Annotated in this window: 20 protein-coding genes and 1 tRNA gene; 14 read left to right on the top strand and 7 right to left on the bottom strand. The window is 70.9% G+C overall.

The features are described 5' to 3' along the window. Positions 1 to 16: 16 nt before the first annotated feature. Complete coding sequence (gene glmS / locus JK363_RS15295) at positions 17 to 1849, top strand: glutamine--fructose-6-phosphate transaminase (isomerizing) (RefSeq protein WP_201875443.1); 1833 nt, start codon at positions 17 to 19, stop codon at positions 1847 to 1849. Between the two features lie 501 nt (positions 1850 to 2350). Here glmS and JK363_RS15290 read toward each other — a convergent pair. Next, positions 2351 to 2872: a universal stress protein gene (locus JK363_RS15290; protein WP_201875442.1), complete on the bottom strand. Its 522-nt coding sequence runs from the start codon at positions 2870 to 2872 to the stop codon at positions 2351 to 2353. A 440-nt stretch (positions 2873 to 3312) separates the two neighbouring features. Between JK363_RS15290 and JK363_RS42415 the strand changes: the two genes are divergently transcribed. The 4 genes from JK363_RS42415 (at position 3313) to JK363_RS15270 (ending at position 6301) form a co-directional block, all read left to right on the top strand. Then, positions 3313 to 3759, top strand: coding sequence for a hypothetical protein (locus JK363_RS42415; RefSeq protein WP_236075812.1), 447 nt, complete (start codon positions 3313 to 3315; stop codon positions 3757 to 3759). Positions 3760 to 4198: 439 nt separating this feature from the next. Next, positions 4199 to 5518 carry a helix-turn-helix domain-containing protein gene (locus JK363_RS15280; RefSeq protein ID WP_201875441.1) on the top strand — a complete coding sequence of 440 codons (1320 nt, stop codon included), beginning with the start codon at positions 4199 to 4201 and terminating at the stop codon, positions 5516 to 5518. 5 nt (positions 5519 to 5523) lie between these two features. Continuing rightward, complete coding sequence (gene orn, locus JK363_RS15275) at positions 5524 to 6132, top strand: oligoribonuclease (RefSeq protein WP_201875440.1); 609 nt, start codon at positions 5524 to 5526, stop codon at positions 6130 to 6132. Between the two features lie 96 nt (positions 6133 to 6228). Further along, positions 6229 to 6301 (top strand) — tRNA-His (locus JK363_RS15270). Positions 6302 to 6446: 145 nt separating this feature from the next. On the opposite strand, the gene JK363_RS15265 is transcribed toward JK363_RS15270, so the two are convergent. Together JK363_RS15265 and JK363_RS15260 are read right to left on the bottom strand one after the other, a co-directional pair. Beyond that, on the bottom strand, positions 6447 to 7187 hold the full coding sequence (locus JK363_RS15265) for a Clp protease N-terminal domain-containing protein (protein ID WP_201875439.1): 741 nt from the start codon (positions 7185 to 7187) through the stop codon (positions 6447 to 6449). A gap of 59 nt (positions 7188 to 7246) precedes the next feature. Further along, on the bottom strand, positions 7247 to 7603 hold the full coding sequence (locus JK363_RS15260) for a hypothetical protein (RefSeq protein ID WP_201875438.1): 357 nt from the start codon (positions 7601 to 7603) through the stop codon (positions 7247 to 7249). Between the two features lie 206 nt (positions 7604 to 7809). On the opposite strand from JK363_RS15260, the gene JK363_RS15255 reads away from it, so the two are divergent. The 3 genes from JK363_RS15255 (at position 7810) to JK363_RS15245 (ending at position 11864) form a co-directional block, all read left to right on the top strand. After that, positions 7810 to 10338, top strand: coding sequence for a glycosyltransferase (locus JK363_RS15255; protein WP_201875437.1), 2529 nt, complete (start codon positions 7810 to 7812; stop codon positions 10336 to 10338). Between the two features lie 90 nt (positions 10339 to 10428). Continuing rightward, the gene (locus tag JK363_RS15250; protein ID WP_201875436.1) at positions 10429 to 10806 is read left to right on the top strand and encodes a hypothetical protein; all 378 of its coding nucleotides are present in this window, start codon (positions 10429 to 10431) and stop codon (positions 10804 to 10806) included. Continuing rightward, positions 10803 to 11864 carry a glycosyltransferase family 2 protein gene (locus JK363_RS15245; RefSeq protein WP_201875435.1) on the top strand — a complete coding sequence of 354 codons (1062 nt, stop codon included), beginning with the start codon at positions 10803 to 10805 and terminating at the stop codon, positions 11862 to 11864. The genes JK363_RS15250 and JK363_RS15245 overlap by 4 nt, the downstream gene beginning before the upstream one ends. 7 nt (positions 11865 to 11871) lie before the next feature. Here JK363_RS15245 and JK363_RS15240 read toward each other — a convergent pair whose 3' ends face one another. After that, positions 11872 to 12918 carry a LacI family DNA-binding transcriptional regulator gene (locus JK363_RS15240; RefSeq protein WP_201875434.1) on the bottom strand — a complete coding sequence of 349 codons (1047 nt, stop codon included), beginning with the start codon at positions 12916 to 12918 and terminating at the stop codon, positions 11872 to 11874. Positions 12919 to 13194: 276 nt separating this feature from the next. On the opposite strand from JK363_RS15240, the gene JK363_RS15235 reads away from it, so the two are divergent. The 5 genes from JK363_RS15235 to qcrB all read left to right on the top strand — a co-directional run bounded on the left by JK363_RS15235 (position 13195) and on the right by qcrB (position 19819). Further along, complete coding sequence (locus JK363_RS15235) at positions 13195 to 14538, top strand: ABC transporter substrate-binding protein (protein ID WP_201875433.1); 1344 nt, start codon at positions 13195 to 13197, stop codon at positions 14536 to 14538. Beyond that, positions 14535 to 15491, top strand: a complete 957-nt coding sequence (locus JK363_RS15230; protein WP_307821734.1) for a carbohydrate ABC transporter permease — start codon at positions 14535 to 14537, stop codon at positions 15489 to 15491. Before JK363_RS15235 ends, JK363_RS15230 begins: the two co-directional genes overlap by 4 nt. A gap of 51 nt (positions 15492 to 15542) precedes the next feature. Continuing rightward, positions 15543 to 16463 carry a carbohydrate ABC transporter permease gene (locus JK363_RS15225; RefSeq protein WP_201875432.1) on the top strand — a complete coding sequence of 307 codons (921 nt, stop codon included), beginning with the start codon at positions 15543 to 15545 and terminating at the stop codon, positions 16461 to 16463. A 75-nt stretch (positions 16464 to 16538) separates the two neighbouring features. After that, on the top strand, positions 16539 to 17966 hold the full coding sequence (locus JK363_RS15220) for a GH1 family beta-glucosidase (protein ID WP_201875431.1): 1428 nt from the start codon (positions 16539 to 16541) through the stop codon (positions 17964 to 17966). Positions 17967 to 18172: 206 nt separating this feature from the next. Continuing rightward, the gene (gene qcrB / locus JK363_RS15215; protein ID WP_201875430.1) at positions 18173 to 19819 is read left to right on the top strand and encodes a cytochrome bc1 complex cytochrome b subunit; all 1647 of its coding nucleotides are present in this window, start codon (positions 18173 to 18175) and stop codon (positions 19817 to 19819) included. Positions 19820 to 19890: 71 nt separating this feature from the next. Here the strand turns inward: qcrB and JK363_RS15210 are convergent, their stop codons facing one another. The 3 genes from JK363_RS15210 to JK363_RS15200 all read right to left on the bottom strand — a co-directional run bounded on the left by JK363_RS15210 (position 19891) and on the right by JK363_RS15200 (position 23295). After that, a complete protein-coding gene (locus tag JK363_RS15210) occupies positions 19891 to 20970 on the bottom strand; it encodes a chitinase (RefSeq protein ID WP_201875429.1) in 1080 nt (359 codons plus the stop codon). Between the two features lie 184 nt (positions 20971 to 21154). Next, positions 21155 to 22561, bottom strand: coding sequence for a sensor histidine kinase (locus tag JK363_RS15205; protein WP_201875428.1), 1407 nt, complete (start codon positions 22559 to 22561; stop codon positions 21155 to 21157). Next, on the bottom strand, positions 22558 to 23295 hold the full coding sequence (locus tag JK363_RS15200; RefSeq protein WP_201875427.1) for a response regulator transcription factor: 738 nt from the start codon (positions 23293 to 23295) through the stop codon (positions 22558 to 22560). The genes JK363_RS15205 and JK363_RS15200 overlap by 4 nt, the downstream gene beginning before the upstream one ends. A 42-nt stretch (positions 23296 to 23337) precedes the next feature. Between JK363_RS15200 and JK363_RS15195 the strand changes: the two genes are divergently transcribed. Further along, the gene (locus JK363_RS15195) at positions 23338 to 23874 is read left to right on the top strand and encodes a hypothetical protein (protein WP_201875426.1); all 537 of its coding nucleotides are present in this window, start codon (positions 23338 to 23340) and stop codon (positions 23872 to 23874) included. Positions 23875 to 23878 lie beyond the last annotated feature (4 nt).

Raw genomic sequence — 23878 nt, 5'->3', positions numbered from 1 at the left:
GGAGGGCCTGAACACCATGTGCGGAATCGTCGGATACATCGGCAAACGCGACGTGGCACCGCTGCTGCTGGAGGGACTCCAGCGGCTGGAGTACCGCGGCTACGACTCCGCGGGCATCGCGATCCAGGCCAAGCCCGCCAAGGGCGCCCAGGGCGCCGGACTGAAGACCGCCAAGGCCAAGGGCCGGGTCCGTGACCTCGAGTCCCGACTGCCCAAGCGCTTCGCGGGCACCGTCGGCATCGCCCACACCCGCTGGGCCACCCACGGCGCACCCAACGACATCAACGCGCACCCCCACACGGACGCCGACGGCAAGGTCGCCATCGTCCACAACGGGATCATCGACAACGCCGCCGATCTGCGCGCCAAGCTGGTCGCCGACGGGGTGGAGCTGGTCTCCGAGACCGACTCCGAGGTGCTGGCGCATCTGATCGGCCGCTCCCAGGCGAGCACCCTGGAGGAGAAGGTCCGCCACACGCTCGCCCTGATCGACGGCACCTACGGCATCGCCGTGCTGCACGCGGACTTCCCCGACCGCATCGTCGTCGCCCGCAACGGCTCGCCCGTGGTGCTGGGCATCGGCGAGAAGGAGATGTTCGTCGCCTCCGACGTCGCCGCGCTGGTCAGCCACACCCGCCAGGTGGTCACCCTGGACGACGGCGAGATGGCCACTCTCAAGGCCGACGACTACCGCACCTACACCACCGAGGGCAGCCGCACCTCCTCCTCCCCCACCACCGTGGAGTGGGAGGCCGAGTCCTACGACATGGGCGGCCACGACACCTATATGCACAAGGAGATCCACGAGCAGGTCGACGCCGTGGACCGGGTGCTGCGCGGCCGGATCGACGACCGCTTCTCCACCGTCCGGCTGGGCGGGCTCAACCTGGACGCCCGCGAGGCGCGCGGAGTGCGCCGGGTGAAGATCCTCGGCTGCGGTTCGGCGTACCACACGGGTCTGATCGGCGCCCAGCTGATCGAGGAGTTGGCCCGGATCCCGGCCGACGCCGAGCCCGCCAGCGAGTTCCGCTACCGCAACCCGGTGGTGGACCCCGACACCCTCTACATCGCGGTCAGCCAGTCCGGTGAGACCTACGACACCCTGGCCGCCGTCCAGGAGCTCAAGCGCAAGGGCGCGCGGGTGCTGGGCGTCGTCAACGTGGTCGGCAGCGCCATCGCGCGCGAGACGGACGGCGGGGTGTACGTCCACGCGGGCCCGGAGGTGTGCGTCGTCTCCACCAAGTGCTTCACCAACACCGCCGTCGCCTTCGCCCTGCTCGCCCTGCACCTGGGCCGGATCCGCGATCTGTCGGTCGCCGACGGCAAGCGGATCATCGCCGGGCTGCGCAAGCTGCCCGAGCAGATCGCCGAGGTGCTGCGCGGCGAGGAGGAGATCAAGAAGCTCGCCGCGGAATACGCGAACGCAAAGAGCATGATGTTCATCGGCCGGGTCCGCGGCTACCCGGTGGCGCGTGAGGCGTCCCTGAAGCTCAAGGAGGTCAGTTACGTCCACGCCGAGGCGTACCCGGCCTCCGAGCTCAAGCACGGACCGCTGGCGCTCATCGAGCCGGAGGTGCCGACCGTGGCGGTGCTGCCCGATGACGACCTGCTGGAGAAGAACCGGGCGACCCTGGAGGAGATCAAGGCCCGCAGCGGCCGGATCCTCGCCGTGGCACACCAGGAGCAGGAGAAGGCGGACCACACGATCGTGGTACCCCGCAACGAGGTGGAGCTCGATCCCATCCTGATGGGCATCCCGCTCCAACTGCTCGCCTATCACACGGCGCTTGCGCTGGGCCGGGACATCGACAAGCCCCGCAACCTCGCCAAGTCGGTGACGGTGGAGTAACTCCCCGAGCGCGCTCCCGGCGGTCCCCGCGTATGCCACCACACACGCGGGGGCCGCCTCCCTTGGCCGGCGTCGCCCTTCCGCCGGCGGCGGCCGCCGCGCGGGAACCGTCACTTCCCGCGCGGCAGCGCGAATGATGCGTACGTACCCCTCACACCCACCCGATCCACCTCTACGCGCCAGTAGACTTATCGACTGTCAAGGTGGACTTGACGCCATCTCACCTGCGGTCGAGGCGAGTTGGGGGTGTCCGATTCCTGGCGCATGGCCCATCGGAGGCACTCGGCGGCGGTTTGGCACGGCACGCACCGGATCGAGGTGAACTCAGCGGACCTTCACGAGGTCCTCGACGGGTACTCAAGCGGAATCCAGCGATAGTCAGCCGACTGTCAACCCGCGCTCAGGCGCCCATCAGGCGATCCTCAGGACATGGTTCATCAGGCAACCCCAGGGGATGGAAGCCGTGGAAGGGAACCGCGGAAGGGATCCGTCAGCGGGCGGTCAGGGGATGACCACGACGGGCCGCTGCGCCCGCCGCGCGAGCCGCCCGGCGACCGAGCCGAAGATCCGCCCCACCAGACCGTGGGTGGAGCCGACCACGATGGCGTCGGCCTCGTACTCCCGGCCGACCTCCTCCAGCTCATGGCAGATGTCCCCGCCCCGCTCGACGAGGATCCACGGCACCTCGGAGAGATGGTCGGCACACGCCAACTCGAGCCCCAGCACCTCGGTGCGGTGATCGGGGACATCGACGAAGACGGGCGGCTCACAGCCCGCCCACACAGTCGTCGGCAGCCGGTTGGCGACATGGACGATGATCAGGCCCGAGCCTGAGCGCCGGGCCATCCCGATCGCGTAGGCGAGGGCGCGCTCGCTCGAGGTGGAACCGTCGAATCCCACCACAACACCGTGCTGGAACGCTGGATCGCAGGAATGACGTGTTTCTTCCGCCGCTTCGGGGTGCGCCATGTGATCGGCGACCCGCTTGCGGTCCGCGGGTTCGGGGATTTCGTGACCGGCCATCGGTGTCTCGGCGAAGGATGTCCTCGTGCGGAGGGAATCGGCGGGGACTCGGGTTGGAGTTGTCGGGGGACGGGAGCTCCGCTGGAGCTCGGGGACGGAGATCGAACGAACCAAATCCGTCCGGGATTCATCTTTCCAAGCCCTTACCCCTCAGGGTACGGCGCCATTCCTCGCCTGCCCAGAGGCCGCTTCGGCAGCGGAGCGCCCGAAGCGTTCCCCGGAGCATGCCGGAGGGCGGCCCGATACGCAATGCCCCAAGTGGCCCCCCTGAGGCCCTGTGGTCCCCTCACGTACACCGTGCGGCCGCTCCGCAGTGACCTGGGGGCGGGGCCGGCGTTGTAGTAGCCGCGACCGGACGCCACCGGGCCCCGGCGGCCCGGCCGGACGCCCGGGTCCGGCCCCGTCGGTGCCCGTCAGCGGCCTGAGAGGAGCCCCCGCACGTGTCCGTGCCCCGCGCCCACGACGCCTTCGGCAGCAGCCCGGGCGCGACCCCCGCGACCGCCTCCCGCGCCACCGCGCGCGGCCGGTCCCGGGGCCGCGCCCGGACCGCCGCGCGGGCCTCCGCCGCACGCCCCGCTCCGGCCCCCGCGGCGGTCCCCTCGCCGGTCCCCGCCCCGGTCCTGGCGGGCGAGGCGGTGACCGAGGTGATCCGCTGGGCGTCCTTCAGCTGTGCGGTGGTTCCGCTCGTCCTCCTGATGTGCGGACTGCCGTTCGGCGCTGCACTGGCCGCCGCCGCGGGCCTGGCGGTGGTGACCGCCGCCAGCCGCGCTCTGCTGCGCCATTCCGAGCGGGTCGCGGCCCGGCTGGGCACGGACGCGGTGAGCCCCCACCGAGGCCGTCACGGGCGCACCGGGATCGGCGCCCACCGGGGCGGCCGGCACGGCTGAGGGCGCGCTGCGTAGTGCTCCGCACACCCTGTGGTGACGGCGTACGAGGGGGTCGTACGCCGGGCGCATGACGCTTTTCCACATCTACACCCGGCTGTTTTCGGCCAACTTCGCGTCACAGTTCTTCCCTTGGCAAACACGGTGCTCAACCGCGTTCGGTCAAGCGTAGAAAGGGGCGTGAGGCGTTCTGACCCCCTACGCGAAGTGGATGTCCGCACTAGGCGCACTTCACAGCGAGGGCTACGAGTGCAACGCTTCGTGATCGAATGCTTCGCGCCAAGTTGTCATGTCGACATAGTGGCGGGTGGTGAACTGGTCACGGCGACCACACGCGACACAGTAGATTCGATCTTGGCCATGACCGGCGGGGGAACCGTTCAGGACCGAGGGGAAACGTGCAGGACCGAGAGGACGCGACCACCGAGGGGGGCTTAGAGCCATGAGCCAGGACTCCACGACCGTACCGGAGACCTCGCGCAAGCTCTCCGGACGCCGGCGACGAGAAATCGTCGCGGTGCTGCTGTTCAGCGGCGGCCCCATTTTCGAAAGCTCCATCCCGCTCTCCGTCTTCGGTATCGACCGGCAGGACGCCGGGGTCCCTCGCTACCGACTTCTGGTGTGCGCGGGCGAAGATGTGCCACTGCGAACGACTGGCGGACTGGAACTGACCGCACCATACGGCCTGGAGGCGCTGTCCCGGGCCGGAACCGTCGTCGTACCGGCCTGGCGGTCGATCACCCAGCCGCCACCGGCCGCCGCGCTCGACGCGCTGCGCCGTGCGCACGAGGAGGGCGCACGGATCGTGGGCCTGTGCACCGGGGCCTTCGTACTGGCGGCCGCCGGGCTGCTCGACGGCCGCCCGGCAACCACACACTGGATGTACGCGCCGACGCTCGCCAAGCGCTATCCGTCCGTCCATGTGGATCCACGCGAGCTGTTCGTGGACGACGGCGACGTACTGACCTCGGCGGGCACCGCCGCCGGGATCGACCTGTGCCTGCACATCGTGCGCACCGACCACGGCGCCGACGCCGCGGGGGCCCTGGCCCGCCGCCTCGTCGTACCGCCGCGCCGCGGTGGAGGACAGGAGCGCTATCTTGACAGGTCCTTACCAGAGGAGATCGGCGCGGATCCGCTCGCCGAGGTGGTGGCGTGGGCGCTGGAGCATCTGCATGAGCAGTTCGATGTCGAGGCCCTGGCTGCGCGCGCCTATATGAGCCGTCGCACCTTCGACCGGCGTTTCCGGTCCCTCACTGGGAGCGCTCCACTTCAGTGGCTGATCACCCAGCGGGTGCTCCAGGCGCAGCGGCTCCTGGAGACCTCCGACTACTCCGTCGACGAGGTCGCCGGGCGCTGCGGCTTCCGTTCACCGGTGGCTCTGCGCGGCCACTTCCGGCGTCAGCTGGGGTCCTCCCCGGCTGCCTACCGGGCCGCGTACCGCGCCCGCAGACCGCAGGGCGGGACCGCGGAGCGGCCGGACCGGCTGGAGCGGCTGGAGCGGGGCGAGCGGGTGGACCGGCCGGAGCGGGCCGAGGTGATCGAGCAGCGTCCGGGCGAGCACGCCTTGCCGCTGCGGCGCCCCGGCACGCCCCTCGGTCACTCCGCGGCCCACCATCATCACCCTCCGCATCCGCACGGTGGCACGGACCCGGGCAAACCGGAGTCGGACGCGTACGCCCCACGTCTGCCCGAGCAGGCGGCGGGACGGGCTCCGGGCCGTCCGACCCTGCCCGGCCAGCGGGAACGCCCCGTAGGGTGAGACGTATGAACGATCGCATGGTGTGGATCGACTGCGAGATGACCGGGCTCTCGCTGTCGGACGACGCTCTCATCGAGGTGGCCGCGCTGGTCACGGACTCCGAGCTGAACATCCTGGGCGACGGAGTGGACATCGTTGTCCGGCCGCCCGCCGAGTCGCTGGCCACCATGCCCGAGGTGGTGCGTGAGATGCACACGGCCTCCGGTCTGCTCGCCGAGCTCGATGGCGGCACCACACTGGAGGACGCCCAGGAGCAGGTCCTGGCGTACATCCGCGAGCATGTCCCGGAGCCGGGCAAGGCTCCGCTGTGCGGAAACTCGGTCGGCACCGACCGCGGCTTCCTGCTCCGTGACATGCCCGTCCTCGAGAGCTATCTGCACTACCGGATCGTCGACGTCTCCTCGATCAAGGAGCTGGCCCGCCGCTGGTATCCGCGGGCCTACTTCAACAGCCCCAAGAAGAACGGCAACCACCGCGCGCTCGCCGACATCCATGAGTCGATCGCGGAGTTGCGCTACTACCGGGAGGCGGTCTTCGTGCCCCAGCCCGGCCCGGACACGGACACCGCGAAGTCGATCGCGGCCAGGCACGTCCTGCCCGCCCGGCACGCATGATCCACCGCTCGCGCCCGGCTCCCCGAAAGCCGGGCGCGAGCACCCCCGCCGACCCTGTACACTTTTTCTCGGCCGGTGCGAGAAGCGCCGGTCATGGTGGGTATAGCTCAGCTGGTAGAGCACCTGGTTGTGGTCCAGGATGTCGCGGGTTCGAGTCCCGTTACTCACCCTGAACGAGGAAGGCCCCCGGCCGCGGAAGCGGACGGGGGCCTTCCTCATGGCCCAGCGGCGCGCGGGCAGCGGTCGGGGCTCAGCACCGGCCGCTGTCGATGACGCAGAAGCGGTTGCGGACCGGGCTTCCCGCCCCCGGGAGGTCATTCCTGGCCGTGGGCGGCGGCGATCTCTGCGACGGCGCGGGCGATGTGCTCCGAGGCAGCGGCCTTGTCGACGCCGAGGGCGGCGAGCGGGCCCGAGCCGTCCTCGAACTCCAGGAGGGCGAGCAGTATGTGCTCGGTGCCGATGTAGTTGTGCCCCAGCCGCAGCGCCTCCCGGTACGTCAGCTCCAGCACCTTGCGCGCGTCCTGGTCGTACATGATGAGGTCGGGGATCCGCTCGGCTGCCGGGGGCAGGGAGGCGGTGACCGCCTCGCGGACCGCGTCCGCCGCCACGTCCTGGGCGGTGAGTGCCTTCGCGCCGAGGGAGTCCGGATCGACCAGCAGCCCCAGGATCAGGTGGGCGGGGCGGATCTCGTCGTTGGACGCGGCGCGGGCCTCGTTCTGGGCCGCTACCACCACGTTCCGGGCGCGCTCGGTGAACCGGCTGAAGCCCTGGGCGGGGTCGAGGGCCGACTGATCGCCGACGCTCTTGGGGACGAAGCGCTTCTGGGCCGCCTGGCGGGTGACCCCCATGCTCTTGCCGATATCCGTCCAGGAGGCGCCCGAGCGCCGCGCCTGGTCCACGAAGTGGCCGATCAGATGGTCGGCCACCTCATCGAGGTGTTCGGCGGCGATCACCGCGTCGGTGAGCTGCTCGAGGGCGTCGGTGTGGACCTTCTTGATGGCCCCGATGAGGTCGTCGAGGCGTACGGGATGCGTCATGCCGACTGGTTCCGTCATATGTCAACCCTAGGTTGACAGTTCGGGAGTGTCAACGCTTGGTTGACAGTCGTAAGGCGTCAGTCACGTGTCTCGTCGGGTTCGCGCTCCTCGGGGCCCTCGGGGCGCTCCTGCCGTCCGCGCCTGCCCTGCCGCCTCCCGCGCCGCTCGCCCTCCTCGTACGGCGGCGGGTGATAGGGCCACCACGAGGTCCAGGTGAACTTGTCACCGCCCACCCAGCGGACGACATCGGGGTCGTCGAGATCGATGTCGTCGAGGCCCACCGACCGGGCGATCTCGATCACCTCCAGGACCGAGTGCGCCTTGCCGGCCAGCTCACCGGCCACCTCCACCAGCCGGTAGGGGGGTTGCCCCGGCTGGACACCGAGCACCACGATCGGCGGCCGGGTGATACGCGGGAGCTCACTCTCGGTCATGCGTCCAACGTGCGGCTGACGGCCCGCCGCCGCACCCCGGGCGCCCCAGACGGGCGATCCGCGCACGATCGGACCCCCTCCGCTCGCCCGCGGCCAGGGGAAGGCCCACGATGAACCCGGCGCGGGGTCCACGCCCCGTGTTCTCCCTTGGGCCGGGCGGGTGACACCGCGGCCGGCCCCCTGCCGTACCCGGACATACTGTGCGGATGGCCGAGCAGACCGGAATTCCGCCTCTTATCCATCAAACCTGGAAGGACGATGACGTACCGCCCCGATGGCGGGCCTGGGCCGCGTCCTGGCGGCGTCACCATCCCGAGTGGGAGTACCGGCTGTGGACGGACGCGGACAACCGCGCCTTCCTGGAACAGCACTACCCCTGGTTCCTGCCGGTCTACGACGGCTATCCCGAGCCGATCATGCGCGCCGACGCGATCCGGTACTTCCTGCTCGACCACTTCGGCGGGGTCTACGCCGATCTGGACTTCGAGTGCCTGCGCCCGGTGACCGACCTCCTCGCCGGCCGTGAGCTGGTGCTCGGCCTCGAACCCGAGGAGCACACCCGGCTGTTGTGGGCGCGCCGGCGCGGACTGCGGCGCGTGGTCGGCAACGCGTTCCTCGCCTCGCGGCCCGGCCACCCCTTCTGGGCGCATGCGCACCGGGAGTTGGTCGGCACCCACACCGCACCGGGCCCCCTCGACGCGACAGGCCCGTACTTCCTCACCCGCGCGGTCGACAGCGCCCCGTCCGGCTGCTCGATCAGCCTCCTCGGGCCGCAGACCCTCTACCCCGTGCCCAGCCCGCATGCCACGGAGGCGTACGGGCGGCACGAGGTGGACCTGAGCCAGGCGTACGCCGTGCACCACTGGTCGGGCAGCTGGGCGATCGACGCCTCGTTCCGGCCGCGGACATCGGCCGCGCGGAAGATCCCGTTCTGGACCAGTGAGGGGCTGCGGCCGTGCGCCACGGGTGAGTTCGACCTGGACGCGCAGCGCGCCCGGTGGGCCGCGGGCGCTCCCGCACCGATGGTGTCGTGCCTGATGGTGACCAAGGACCGGCCGGCGGCGGCCGCGCGTGCGATCCGGTGCTTCCTCGCCCAGACCTACGCCCCTGCCGAACTCGTCGTCGTGGACGACAGCGCCGACGACGCCCTGGAACGGCACATCCGCGCGCTCGACGAACCCCGGATCCGGCTGCACCGACTGCCGCCGGAGGGGCGCACGCTGGGTGAACTCCGCAATGTGGCGGTGGACGTGGCCGCCGGACCGTATGTGTGCCAGTGGGACGACGACGATCTGTACGACCCGGAGCGGCTGGAGGTGCAGATGGCGGCGATCGCCGGGCTCGGCGCGAACGCCTGCTTCCTCGCCCGGGAACGGCTGTGGTGGCCGGCCCGCCGCACCCTGGGGATCTCGGGGGCGCGGGTGTGGGAGGGCTCCATGGTCTGCGCGAAGGAGGGGCTGCCGCGCTATCCGGCGCTGCGGCGCGGCGAGGACTCCCCGGTCGCGGCGCAGGTGGTCGGCGCGGGCCGGGTGGTGTCCGTGGACGTGCCCGCGCTGTACACCTACGTCTGCCACGGGGCCAACACCTTCGACGAGTCCCACTTCGCGAGCATCTTCGAGGCGGCGACCCAGGTGTGGACCGGGGGAGGTTACGGCGATCTGGTGCGGGAGATGGCGGTCCGGCTGCCGCTGGACCCGGCGGACGTCCTCCAGGCGCAGCCGGAGACGCCGACACCAACACCGGCGGAGTGCGGAACGGAGGCGGAAGCGGAGGCCGGTGCGGAGCGCGGGCCCGCGGCCGGGCACGGCGCACCCGACGTGCCGCCACCGTCGCCGTCGCCCTCGCCGTCCGTCCGTGTCCCCGCCGCCCGGCGCCCCGCCCCGCTCCCCCCCGCGTCCGCCGAGCGGCCGCCCGTCCTGGTGCTCACCCCGGTCAAGGACGCGGCCGCGTTCCTCCCCGGCCATCTGGAGAATCTGCGGGCCCTGGACTACCCCCGGGAGGCGCTCTCGGTCGGTCTGCTGGAAGGCGACAGCCAGGACGGCACCTGGGAGCTGCTGCGGGACGCCCTGCCCGCGCTCAGGGCCGAGTTCCGCCGGGTCACCCTGGTACGGCGGCACTTCGGCCTCCGGCTGTCCGGACCCCGCTGGGAGCCCGCCGTCCAGCGGCGGCGGCGGTCGGTGCTGGCCAGGGCCCGCAACCATCTGCTCTCCCGGGCGCTCGCCGATGAGCCGTGGGTGCTGTGGCTCGACGCGGATGTGACCGGCTGCCCGCCCGACCTCGTCCAGCGGCTGCTCGGCGCGGGCGAGGACATCGTGGTACCGCACTGCGTCACCGAGCCCGGCGGTCCCACCTTCGACCTCAACACCTTCGTACTGCGGCCCGGCGCCGACGCGCTGGACTGGAGCGGCTGGCTGCGCGACGGGATCCTGCAACCGCCCAGGGGCTACGGCCGGATGTACCTCGACGAGCTGCGCGGGCGGGAGCGGGTCCGCGTCGACTCGGTGGGCGGCGCGGGGCTCCTGGTACGCGCCGATCTGCACCGCGACGGCCTGGTGTTCCCGGCCGTTCCGTACCGGCATCTGATCGAGACCGAGGGACTCGCCGCGATGGCCCGCGACATGGGCATGGACTGCTGGGGGCTGCCCGCGCTGGAGGTGGTCCATCCGCCCCACCGCCGACCGGAGCCCGAACCGGAATCCACGACGGAACCCGAGCGTGCTGCGCCGGACAGGTGAAGCGGTCCGCATGATCGATCCCCGGCCCGCCGCTTGTCGTTGGACACAAGTCCGCGGGGACCCACGCGGAGCGCTCACAAGGAGGTTTTCATGAACATCGGCAAAACGGCCGCGCTGGTGACGGCGACGGCGGGCGCGGTGATGTTCGGCGGCGGTCAGGCCGCCCTCGCCGACCCCGTTAACCAGAGCAACGAGTGTGACACCGCCACCGCCAGCACCCTTCCCTTGAGCGCCGACGGCGTGGAAGCCGGGGCCAACTGCCTGAACTTCGCGCATATCTTCGGCGACCCGAAGAGTGTGACCCAGAAGAACCACTGTGACTCCTCCGGCCCGTCCAACAACGCCAATGTGGTCATCGTGCCGATCGGTGACGGCTCGTGCTCCAACATCGCCATCGGCAACGACTCCTCGAAAGCCGCCAAAGCCCGGTACGGCAGCTCGTCCACCACAGCCACCGGAGCCCGATGAGCGCGGCACCCCCCGCGGCCGAGCGCGGCCCCCTGGAGACAACCCTCCCGGGGGCCGCGTCCGGCTCGTGCGCCGACCCCGCCCCGCGTCCGGCCGTCTCCGTGGTGATCCCCTGCTACGGCTACAGCCGCTATCTGCCGCAGGCGGTGGCGAGTGTGCTGGCCCAGACCTACCAGGACTGGGAGCTGATCATCGTCGACGACGGCAGCCCCGACGACACCGCGGCGGTGGCCGAGTCCCTGATCGCCCGCCACCCCGGCCGCCCGATCCGGCTGCTGCGCCAGGCCAACGCGGGGGTCTCCGCCGCCCGCAACGCCGGGATCGCCGCCGCCACGGGCCGTTATGTGCTGCCGCTGGACGCGGACGACGTGATCGCCCCGACCATGCTGGAGAAGACCGTCGCGGTGCTGGAGGGCGACCCGGACATCGCCATCGCCTCCACCGATGTCTCCGCCTTCACCGACGACCAGGACCTCCCCGCCCAGGTGCTGGCGCTCCCCGCGTACAACCCGCGGCTGCTGCTGCGCCGTCTGATCATGTTCTACTGCTCGCTCTACCGCCGTGAGGTGTGGGAGGCGGTGGGCGGCTACAACGAGGAGATGCGCGCCGGGGAGGACTGGGACTTCTGGATCTCCTGCGCCGAGCGCGGCTTCACCGCCCACCATCTCCACGAGCCGCTCTTCGGGGCGCGCAACAAGGACGACGGGCTGCATGTGGAGGCCGCCGAGAACGATCTCGCGGTACGGGCCCGGATCGTGGCCAACCACCCGCGGATGTTCAAACCGGTCACCCGGGCATGGGCGCACGCGGTGCTCGGCCAGGACTCGCCGGACTGTCCGGACGACGCGCGGGTGCCGGACGACATCCTCACCCGGGCCGCCGATATGGACCAGTTCCTACGGGCGGTTCTGTCGCTCCAGCGCACCGCCCGGCTCCAGCACCGCCATATCCAGCGGCTGGAGGCGGCGCTGGCACAAGCCGGCGGCGGGGCGGTGGAAGCAGGGGCGGTGGAAGCCGGTCCGGTGGAAGCGGGGACGAGCCCCGGGCCGCCGGTCTGAACCGGCGTCAGGACGACGCGCGCACCACCAGCCGCGTCGGCAGCACCAGCTGCGGCCGGGCGGCCGTACGCTCCGCCGCGCCCTCGATCTCGTCCAGCAGCACCCGCACCATCGCCCGCCCCATCTCCTCGGTGGCCTGCCGGACGCTGGTGAGCGGGGGATCCATATGGCGGGCGACGGCGGAGTCCTCGAATCCGACGAGCGCGACATCGTCCGGCACCCGGCGGCCCGCCTCGCGCAGCACCTGCCGGGCGCCCGCGGCCATCACGTCCGAGGCCGCGAAGACCGCGTCCAGGCCGGGTCTGCGGTTCAGCAGTTCGCGCATCGCCCGGCGGCCGCCCTCCTCGGTGAAGTCCGCGGCCACGGCCAGTGCCGGATCCGCCTCCCGGCCCGCCGCCCTGAGCGCGGCGCGATAGCCGTCCAGACGGCACCGGGCGGCGTACATGTCCAGCGGGCCGGTGATGGTGGCGACCGTGGACCGGCCGCGCTCGACGAGGTGCTCCACCGCGGCCCGCGCACCGCCGGTGTTGTCCGAGTCCACGTACGGGACCGACTCGTGCGCCGAGCGGCGGCCACTGAGCACCGCGGGAATCTCTATCCGCTCCAGCAGGTCCGGAAGCGGATCGTCCGCGTGCACGGAGACCAGCAGCACACCGTCGACCCGGTGGGCGGAGAGATAGTCCGCGAAGCGCTGGCGCTCCTTGGGGGTGCGGATGAGGGTCAGCAGCAACTGGAGGTCGGCGTCGGCCAGTTCGGCGCCGACGCCGCGGATGATGTCGGAGAAGTAGGGCTCGGCGAAGAGCCGGGTCTCGGGCTCGGGTATCACCAGGGCCACCGCGTCGGCCCGGTTGGCGGCCAGCGCGCGGGCCACCCGGTTGGGGACGTAGCCCAGTTCGGCGACGGCCCGCTGCACGGCGACCCGGGTACGGTCGCTGACCCGCGGCGAGCCGTTGATCACCCGCGAGACGGTGCCCCGGCCGACTCCGGCGCGGGCCGCGACCTCCTCCAGCGTGGGCCGTCCGCGGCCCGCCCCGCGCCGCCGCGTTCCTGCCATCTCGCGCCTCCAGCCGTCGTACCCGGCAGCCCCTCCTCCCTCGGCGGCTGCGAAGGGACATTCAACAGCAGTGTGGTTTCGGGGCGTTGTTTCGCGCGCTCCCTTGACACCCCCGCGGGCAGCCGGAACCCTTCAACACATCAATTTGGGAGCGCTCCCACACTACCTGGGCCATACACAAGCCGCACGTTCCCCGCCCGCGCCGATGTTGCCCAAAGCGCCATGAACGCCCATCTCTTGGCCGGGAGCGGTACGCCGGGGTGCGAGGAGGACGGAATGCGCACGAGTTCAGGAAGACCAGGAAGACAGGGACGGCGGATGGTGGCCCTCACAGCCGCCGCCGCCCTCGGCGCCGGGCTGCTGACCGGCTGTGCCGACGACGGCGAGGACCCGGCCGGAGCCTCCTCCGGAGGCGGTGACGGAGGCGGCAGAACCACCGTGACCATGGGCGTCTTCGGTGTCTTCGGCTACCGGCAGGCCGGGCTCTACGACACGTATATGCAGCTGCACCCGGACATCCGGATCAAGGAAACCTCGATCGAGCGGAACGAGAACTACTACCCCCAGCTGCTCACCCATCTCGGCTCGGGCAGCGGGCTCGCCGACATCCAGGCCGTCGAGGTGTCCAATGTCAACGAGGTCACCACCACCCAGGCGGACAAGTTCATTGATCTTTCGAAGGCAAAGGGGGTGGAGAAGGACACCTTCTTGCCCTGGAAATGGGCGCAATCCACCACCAAGGACGGCCGGACGATCGGACTCGGTACCGACATCGGCCCGATGGCGATCTGCTACCGCAAGGACCTCTTCCGCCGGGCCGGACTGCCCACCGACCGGAAGAAGGTCGCCCGGCTGTGGGCGGGCGACTGGCGCACGTACCTCGCCACCGGGAAGCGCTATATGAGGAACGCCCCGCGCGGCACCGCCTTCGTCGACTCGGCGGCCGGGGTGTACAACGCGGCGGTCGCCGGCAACGCCCGGCGCTACTACAACCCCGGCGGCGAGCCCGTCTACCAGGACAGCCCGGCGGTCAAGGAGGCATGGCGCATCGCCACGGCCGCGGCGAAGGGCAAGCTGACCGCCCGGCTCCAGCAGTTCCAGAAGACCTGGGACCAGGCGTACGCCAACGGCCGGTTCGCCACTGTCTCCTGTCCGCCGTGGATGCTCGGCTACATCAAGGAGAAGTCCGGGCCCAAGGCCGAGGACCAGTGGGACGTGGCCGCCGCGCCCCGCCCCGGCAACTGGGGCGGCTCCTTCCTCACCGTGCCCAAAGCGGGGCGGCACACCGACGAGGCGGTGAAGCTCGCCGCCTGGCTGACCGCGCCCGAGCAGCAGGCCACACTCTTCCGGAAACAGGGCAGTTTCCCCAGCTCCCGGGCCGCGTACAAGCTGCCGCAGGTGGCGAAGGCCAGGCATCCGTACTTCGGCGACGCACCGATCGGCGCCCTCTTCAGCGCGGCGGCCGAAAGCATCCCTACCCAGGTGCTCGGCCCGAAGGACTCCCTCATCCACCAGAACATCACCGATGTCGGGCTGCTCCAGGTCGACCAGCAGGGCAAAACCGCGGACGAGGGCTGGAAGGCCGCCGTCCGGTCCATCGACAACGCCCTGGACCGGTGACCGCGCTCACCGCGCCGCGCGCTACCGCCGAGGAGCGGAGCCGCGCCCGGCGCAGCCGCCGCTACCGCCGGGACCTGCGCTGGAGTCCGTATGCCTTGGTCGCCCCGTTCTTCCTCTTCTTCAGCGCCTTCGGGCTGTTCCCGCTGCTGTACACGGGCTGGGCCTCACTGCACCGGGTGGAGCTGACCGACCCCACCCATATGGAGTGGGCGGGGCTGCACAACTACTCCCGGCTGTGGGAGGACGACTTCTTCTGGAACGCGCTGCGGAACACCTTCACCATCGGGGTGATCTCCACCGTGCCGCAGCTGCTGATGGCTCTCGGCCTCGCCCATCTGCTCAACTACCGGCTGCGCGGCTCGATGTTCTTCCGGGTCGCGCTCCTCACCCCGTACGCCACCTCGGTCGCGGCGGGGACGCTGGTGTTCGTGCTGCTCTTCGGGCGGGACTACGGCATGGTCAACTGGGCGCTGGGGCTGGCCGGACTGGACGCGATCGACTGGCAGAACGGCACCTGGACCTCGCAGTTGGCGGTCTCCACGATCGTGATCTGGCGCTGGACCGGCTACAACACACTGATCTATCTGGCCGCGATGCAGGCCGTGCCCAGCGATCTGTACGAGTCGGCGGCCCTGGACGGGGCCTCGCGATGGCAGCAGTTCCGCCATGTCACCATCCCCTCACTGCGGCCGACGATCCTGTTCACGGTCGTCGTCTCGACGATCGGGGCCACCCAGCTCTTCGGCGAGCCGCTGCTGTTCAACGGGGCCGCGGGGGCCACCGGTGGAGCCGACCACCAGTACCAGACGCTCGGGCTCTATCTGTACGAGCAGGGCTGGGTGAATCTGCACCTCGGCCGGGCCTCCGCCATCGCCTGGGCGATGTTCCTGATCCTGTTGCTGATCGCCGCCGCGCACTGGTTGATCGGGCGACGGCTGCGGAAGAGCGGGTGAGGGCCGTGACACACCCGCTGACGAAGGCGAAAAGGAAGGCGAGGGAGAGCCATGACCGCCACCGTGCCGTCCCGTCCGACGGCTGACACCGCGGCGGCGTCCGCACCGCCTCCCGCGCCCCCGGTCGCGCGGGGCCGCGGACGGGCCGGACGCCCGCTGCACGGCGGGCCGTTGACCTACGCCGTGCTCATCCTCTTCACCGCGGGCTCACTGTTCCCGCTGGTGTGGACCGCCGTCGCCGCCTCCCGTACCAACACCCGGCTGGCCGGGACCCCGCCGCCGTTCTGGTTCGGCGGAAACCTCGCCGGAAACCTGACGATCGCATGGCGCGACGCCAACATGGGCACGGCGCTGCTCAATACGACCGTGGTGGCGGGGACGGTCGCGGCCGGGACCGTGCTGTTCTCGACGATCGCCGGATTCGCCTTCGCCAAGCTGCGGTTCCGGTTCAAGAACGCACTGCTGCTGCTCACCATCGGGACGATGATGGTGCCACCGCAGCTGAGCGTGGTGCCGTTGTACATGACCATCGCCGAGCTGAAGTGGACCGATCAGCTCCAGGCCGTCATCCTGCCCACCCTGGTCAGCGCCTTCGGGGTCTTCTTCATGCGGCAGTACCTGCTCCAGGCGCTGCCGTCCGAACTGGTCGAGGCGGCGCGGATGGACGGGGCGAGCAGTCTGCGGATCATCTGGCATGTGGTGTTCCCGGCAGCGCGGCCGGCCATGGCCGTCCTGGGCATGCTCACCTTCGTCCAGGCGTGGAACGACTTCTTCTGGCCGGTGATCGCGCTCACCCAGAGCGGTAACCCGACCGTGCAGGTGGCCCTGACCGGCCTCGGCCGCGGCTATATCCCCGATCAGTCGGTGATCATGGCGGGCGCGCTGCTCGGCACCCTTCCGCTGCTGATCGCCTTTGTCCTCTTCGGCAAGCAGATCGTGGGCGGCATCATGCAGGGCGCCGTCAAGGGCTGAGCGCCCGCCGCCCGCCCCGACCCGTTCCGTCCGACCCGTCCGGACCCCCACCTTCGTACGCATGGGAGCGCTTCCATGACACTCGCCTTTCCCCCCGGATTCCTGTGGGGCGCGGCCACGGCCGCGTACCAGGTCGAGGGGGCCGCGCAGGAGGACGGCCGTACCCCGTCCATCTGGGACACCTTCTGCCGCACCCCCGGAAGGGTGCTCGGCGGTGACACCGGCGATATCGCCGCCGACCACTACCACCGCTACCGCGAGGACGTCCGGCTGATGAGCGGGCTGCGGCTGGGCGCGTACCGCTTCTCGGTCTCCTGGCCACGGGTCCAGCCCACCGGGCGCGGCCCGGCCGTCCAGCGCGGTCTCGACTTCTACCGCGCGCTGGTGGACGAGCTGCTGACGGCGGGCATCCAGCCGGTGCTGACGCTCTACCACTGGGATCTGCCGCAGGAGCTGGAGTCCCGGTTCCGCGGCGGCTCGGCCGCGGGTGGCGGCTGGCCGGAGCGGGAGACCGCCGAGCGGTTCGCGGAGTACGCCGCGATCGTGGCCGGTGCGCTCGGCGACCGCGTGGACTTCTGGACCACCCTCAACGAGCCCTGGTGCAGCGCCTTCCTGGGCTACGCCTCGGGGGTCCACGCCCCGGGGCGCACCGAGCCGCCGGCCGCGCTGCGCGCCGCCCATCACCTCAATCTCGCTCATGGTCTGGGCGCCCAGGCGCTGCGCGCCGCACTGCCCGCCCGCGCCCGGATCGCCATCAGCCTCAACCCGGCGGTGGTCAGACCGCTGACCGGGAGCCCGGGGGACCTGGACGCGCAGCGGCGGATCGACGCGCTCGCCAACCGCGTCTTCACCGGGCCGCTGCTGCGCGGCGCGTATCCGGAGGACCTGATCGAGGACACCCGGTCCATCACCGACTGGGACTTCGTCCACGACGGCGACCTGGCCGTCATCAAGCAGCCCCTGGACGCGCTGGGCATCAACTACTACACCCCGTCCCTGGTGTCCGCCCCGGCCGGTGACGAGCCCGCCGTGCGCCAGGACAGCCATGGCACGGGCGCCCACTCCCCCTTCCCGGGTGCCGAGCAGGTGGCGTTCCACCAGCCCGCCGGCGAGCGCACCGAGATGGGCTGGACGGTGGACCCGACCGGCCTGCACGACCTGCTGATGCGCTACACCCGGGAGGCACCGGGGGTGCCGCTGTACATCACGGAGAACGGCGCCGCGTACGACGACAAGCCGGACGCGGACGGCCGGGTCCATGACCCGGAGCGGATCGACTACCTCCGGAGCCATCTGGCGGCGGCGCACCGGGCGCTCGCCGACGGCGCCGATCTGCGCGGGTATTTCCTGTGGTCCCTGATGGACAATTTCGAATGGGCGTACGGCTACAGCAAGCGTTTCGGCGCGGTCTATGTGGACTATCCGTCCCAAGCCCGTATCCCGAAGTCCAGCGCCCGCTGGTACGCACGGGTGGCGGAGACCGGTGAGCTGCCGGAGGCGTAGGCCCCGTCGCCGAATGGGCCGCCCTCGTTCCGGCGGCCCGCCGGAGCACCCTCCGGGGACGAGCGGATGTTCGACCGCCCCCGGTTTTCCCCGCCCATGCGTATGCCGCGCTTTCTTCCCACGTTTCCTCCAACATTTCCGCCAAAGGGGCTAGCCGCGCACGGCCGACGCGGGCGGGGTACTGGAGGGACTGGTAAATCCGAAACATGAGAGCATTCCCGGGGCGCCGGCAGAGGGTCCACGACGACGAATCCGCCCGGACCGGACCGGTCGGCAAGGGCGAGGCCCTCGCCGACTGGGCGGACGGGCGGGTGGGCCTCTTCAAGATGGCCAAGGCCAATCTGCGGAAGGTCTTCCCGGACCACTGGTCCTTTCTGATCGGTGAGATCGCGCTCTACACCTTCATCATCATCATTCTCACCGGGGTCTATCTGACCCTGTTCTTCGATCCCTCGATGAACGAGGTCGTCTACCACGGCCGCTACGTCCCGCTCCAGGGCATCCGGATGTCGGCGGCGTACGAATCCACCCTGGACATCAGCTTCGACCTCCGCGGCGGGCTGCTGCTGCGGCAGATCCACCACTGGGCGGCGATCCTCTTCATCGCGAGCATGCTCGTCCATATGATGCGCACGTTCTTCAACGGCGTGTTCCGCAAACCGCGTGAGTTCAACTGGATGTCCGGCGCCGGACTGCTGATCCTCGGTATGTTCGACGGCTTCCTGGGTTATTCACTGCCCGACGATCTGCTCTCGGGCACCGGTCTGCGCTTCATGGAGGGCGCGATCCTGTCGGTGCCGATCGTGGGCACCTACCTGTCGTTCTTCCTCTTCGGCGGGCAATTCCCCGGCGACATCATCATTCCGCGTCTGTTCACCGTGCACATCCTGCTGATCCCGGGCATCATGCTGGGGCTGCTGGCGCTCCATATGATGCTGCTCGTCTACCACAAGCACACCCATCACCCGGGGCCCGGCAAGAAGAACATGAACATCGTCGGGCCGCCCCTGTGGCCGGTCTATGTGGCCAAGTCCGGCGGCTTCTTCTTCCTGGTCTTCGCCATCACCACCCTGATGTCGGGCATCGCCACCGTCAACCCGATCTGGGCCTACGGCCCGTACCGGCCCGACATGGTGTCCACCGACGCCCAGCCCGACTGGTACATGGGCTTCTCCGAGGGGCTGATCCGGCTGATGCCCGGCTGGGAGATCAACCTCTGGGGCCATACGCTCGTCCTCGGCATCTTCATCCCGCTGATGGTCTTCCCGATGGTGCTGCTCGTCATCTGGCTCTATCCGTTCCTCGAGGCGTGGATCACCGGGGACAGACGCGAACACCACCTCAATGAACGCCCGCGCAACGCCCCGACCCGCACCGCCTTCGGCGCCGCCTGGATCGCCCTGTACCTGGTGCTGCTGATCGGCGGCGGCAACGACCTGGTCGCCACCCACTTCCATCTGTCGATCAACGCCATCACCTGGGCCGGCCGGATCGCCTTCTTCGTGGCGCCGGTGGTGGTGTTCGCCATCACCAAGCGGGTCTGCCTGGGCCTCCAGCGGCGGGACCGGGACAAGGTGCTGCACGGCCGGGAGACCGGGGTCATCCAGCGGCTGCCGCACGGCGAGTACATGGAGGTGCACGAGCCGCTGACGCAGGGCGAGCGGTACACCCTGACCTCCTTCGACCAGTACCAGCCGCTGGAGCTGCCGCCCGCGGTCGACGAGGCCGGGGTCGAACGCAAGCTGACCTTCACGGAGCGTCTGCGGGTCCGGCTCTCCCGCGCCTACTTCGGTGAGAACGGGCAGATCGCCAAGCCCACGCGCGAGGAGTTCGAGCGGCAGCACCATCCGTAGCGGCCCGACCACACGACCGGCCCCCGGGAACGTTCCCGGGGGCCGGTCGTGTGGTCGGGTGCCTTCCGGCGTCAGCCCTTGTACGCGCCGAACGCCTTGGAGAACGCGAACTCCTTCTGCTCGACCGAACTGCACGTGGGCGACGCGGAGTTCTGGGCGCCTCCCGGGCACTGCTTGTCACGGGTCGCGGACCACATGGAGAGCCGGCCGAGCTTCTTGGACGTGGCGAAGTCCACCAGCTGCTTGGCGTCGTCCACGGTGAAGATCTCGGTGACCACGTCATTGACGCCGATCATCGGGGTCACGGCAACGGTCCGCCAGGCGGCCTTGTCGCTCAGCCCGAGGGCGTCCTTGATCTGGCCCTGGGTCGCGGTGGCCGCGTCGATCGCGTACTGGCCCATGTCACCGTCGAACGAGGCGCCGTAGTCCATCGCCATGATGTTGACGGCGGAGACCTTCACCCCGTTCTTCTTGGCGTCGGCGACCAGGTTGACGCCGTCCGGGGTGAGCCCGGTCGGCATCACCGGCAGGGTGAAGGAGACATCCAGGCCGGGGTGGCTCTTCTGGAGGGCGGCGATGGCCTTCGCGCGGCGGGTGTTGGCGGCCGTGTCCGGCAGTGCCGCGCCCTCGATGTCGAAGTCGACCTTGGTGAGCTTGAAGGTGTCCACGACCTTGCCGTACGCCGCGGTCAGCTGGTCGACCGAGGTGCAGGCCAGGCCCAGTTCGGAGCCGGAAGCGCCGCCGAAGGAGACCCGGACATCACCCCCTGCCGCGCGCAGCGTGTCCAGCTGCTTGGCCACGGCGTCGCTGCCGAGGTCGGTGACACCGCCCCACTTGGGCGTACAGCCGCCGCCGGAGGTGATGAAGGCGAGGTTGAACTCCTTGACGCCGGTCTTCTCGGCCGCGCCCACCAGGTCGAAGGCGGGCGAGAGCGAGGTGTCGACGTACGGGGCGAAGCCCGCGGCCGCCCGGGACGTCTTCTTGGTCTTCACCGCGGTGTGCCGGGGGCCTGAGTCCTTCTTCCCGCCGACGGTTCCGGCGTTCGCCGCACCGCTGAGCACGAACGCCGCGCCGCCGGCCACCGCGGCGGCGGCCACCGCGCCGATCACCATGCCGGTCCGGCTCACCGTGCGACGGTGCGTAGTGCTCATCAGCTGCCTGCCTCGTGGACGGGGGTGGGGGGTGGTGGTGCGGGCAGCACGCTAGCGAGGCCGAAACGGGCAAAAGTCTCTTCCCGGGTGCGGGGTGCGCTTCTTATGGCGCCCTTAAGGCGCCCATCGGGAGCGATTAAGCCGGGCCCGCCCACCGTTTGGGCCCCCGCCCACCGTCCGGGCGTCAGCCCCCGGGCAGCCGTGAGGTCAGCCGCTCGGTGAGGCAGCGCGCCTTCTGCCGGGCCCTGCGGCGCCTGCCGCGCCGCCCGTGCTCGGCCGCCCCGTCGCCGTGCAGCGACAGCCAGACCCGCACCTCGGTGCCGCCCAGCACCGAGCGCCCGATGCGCACATCGCCACCGGTGGACTCGGCGACCCGGCGCACGATGTCCAGCCCGAGCCCGGTCGAGCCGGGGCCGCCGTCGCCGTGGCCGCGGCGCAGCGCCGCCTCCGGGTCCTCGATGCCGGGGCCCGCGTCGGAGACCAGCACGATCACGCTGTCCTCGCCGTTGTGGACGTCGACGGCGAACGCGGTGCCCTCGGGGGTGTGCCGGAAGACATTGCCGAGCAGCGCGTCGAGGGCGGCGGCGAGTTCGGGGCGGGCGACCGGCACCCGTACGGTGCGGTCGACCCCGGCCAGCCGTACGGTGCGGTCCTCGTCCTCGGCCAGCGCGGACCAGAAGTCCATCCGCTCCCGGATCACCTCGGAGACATCGCAGCCGGAAGGAGCGTGGGTCTTCTGCTGCCGCGCGGTGCGGATGATCTGGTCGACCTCGCGCTCCAACTGGGCGACGGCGAAGCGGGTCTGGTCGGCCGCCGGTCCGTCGCCGAGCGAGGCGGCGTTGAGGCGCAGCACGGTGAGCGGGGTGCGCAGCCGGTGGGAGAGATCGGCGGCCAGCTCACGCTCCCCGGCCAGCAGCTGGACCACCTGGTCGGCCATGGAGTTGAACGCCACGGCGGCGGACCGGAGTTCGGCCGGTCCCTCCTCCGGAACGCGCACCCCCAGCTCACCCTGGCCCAGGTCGTGGGCGGCCCCAGCGAGCCGTTTCGCCGGGCGCACCACCCGGGTGCCGAGCCGGTCCGCGGTCGCCACGGCGCCCACGATCAGGGCGAGGCCGACCCCGGCCAGCACCAGCCAGGAGGTGGCCACCCCGCTGGTGACCATGGCGCGCGGCACATACACCTCCACCACCGCGACCTGAGCGGTGCTCAGCGCGGTGGGCTGGAGCAGGGTGTAGCCCCCGGGGGCCTCCGAGACCGAGGACCGGCCCAGCTTGCGGGCGGTGGCCACCGCACTGCGGTCCGCCCGGCTCTTGCCGAGGTCGTAGCCGCTGTCCCGGCGGCCCGGCACATCGGGGACATGGACCGCCATCCGGCCGTCCCCGCCCGCCTGGGTGCTGGCCACGGCGCGCTGGAGCCGGGCGCGTTCGGTGGTGATGGCGAGCGCCGGGCCGATCTGGGCGGCCTGCCGCTCGGCGTCCGCGAACGCCCGGTCGCGGGCCAGCTCCTTGACGACGAGTCCGAGCGGTACCGCGAAGGCGACCACGACCATGGTGGTGACGGCCAGGCAGACCTTGACCAGGGCCCATCTCACCGGCGCTCCCGGTACTCCCGGACGTCCGCGCCCTCGCCGTCCTGCGTGGGGGGCTCCAGTTTGACCCCGACCCCGCGCAGGGTGTGCAGATAGCGGGGGCGGGCGGCGGTTTCGCCCAATTTGCGGCGCAACCAGGACAGATGGACATCGATGGTCTGGTCGTCGCCGTAGGACTGCTGCCAGACCTCGGCCAGCAGTTCCTTACGGGGCACCACCACACCGGGTCGTCCGGCGAGGAAGGCCAGCAGGTCGAACTCGCGCCGGGTCAGGTCGAGTCCGATCCCGTCCAGGGCGGCCTGGCGGCGCAGCGGATCGACGGTGAGGCCGCCGACCCGCAGCACCCCCGAGGGCGGGGTCTCACCGGCGGCGGGGGTGCGGGAGCGGCGCAGCACGGCGGCCATCCGGGCCGAAAGGTGCGCCACGGAGAAGGGTTTGACGAGGTAGTCGTCGGCACCGTCGTTGAGCAGCCGGACGATCTCCGCCTCGTCGTCCCGCGCGGTCGCCACGATGACCGGGACATCGGTGATCCCGCGCAGCATCTTCAGCGCCTCGGCCCCGTCCAGATCGGGCAGGCCGAGATCCAGGATGACCACGTCGAATCCGATCTGCGCCACCTCGCGGAGCGCCTCCAGGGCGGTGCCCACGCTGCGGACGGTGTGGGACGCCTCGGTCAGCTGCCGTATGAGGGCCGAACGAACGAACTGGTCGTCCTCGACGACGAGCACACTTGCCATGGGCGGCACCGTACGCCATCCGGGTGAGGCAGCATGGGGGGCATGCAACGAGCTCTGGTCCAATGCCTGGCGTGGGTGCTGGCCACGGGAGCCGCGGTCGCGCTGTCCTGGTACGGCGTGCGTACGGTGCTGACCGGCACGGCGTACGACCCGCCGCGCGCGCTGACGATCGCGGGCGAGGGCCGGTCGACGACACAGGAGCGGTCCTCCTCGACCCACCAGCCCGATCGGCCCTCGCGGCCCTCGGATGAGCGGTCCGCGTCCCCGTCGCCCGGCCGCTCCTCGGCCCCGCCGTCGCCCGGTACGAAGCCGGATCCCACACCGCGTCCGACAAAGGAGTCGAAGCCGGAGGAGAGCGGAAACATCCGCAGCTATCCGGTGCGGGGCGGCCGAGTTGTCTTCGACATCCGCGACTCCGGGGCGGAGCTGGTCTCGGCCACCCCGGACAGCGGCTGGCAGATGCAGGTGTGGAAGCAGACCCAGTGGATCCGGGTGGACTTCACCTCGGGATCGGAGACCACCTCGGTCTACTGCACCTGGCACGAGGGTCCGCCGAAGGTCCGGGTGGACCATCCCTGACGCC

This window comes from Streptomyces coffeae (assembly GCF_016741875.1).
GTDB classification, from domain to species: Bacteria; Actinomycetota; Actinomycetes; order Streptomycetales; family Streptomycetaceae; genus Streptomyces; species Streptomyces coffeae.
This window is presented reverse-complemented; position numbering and strand designations above follow the sequence as displayed.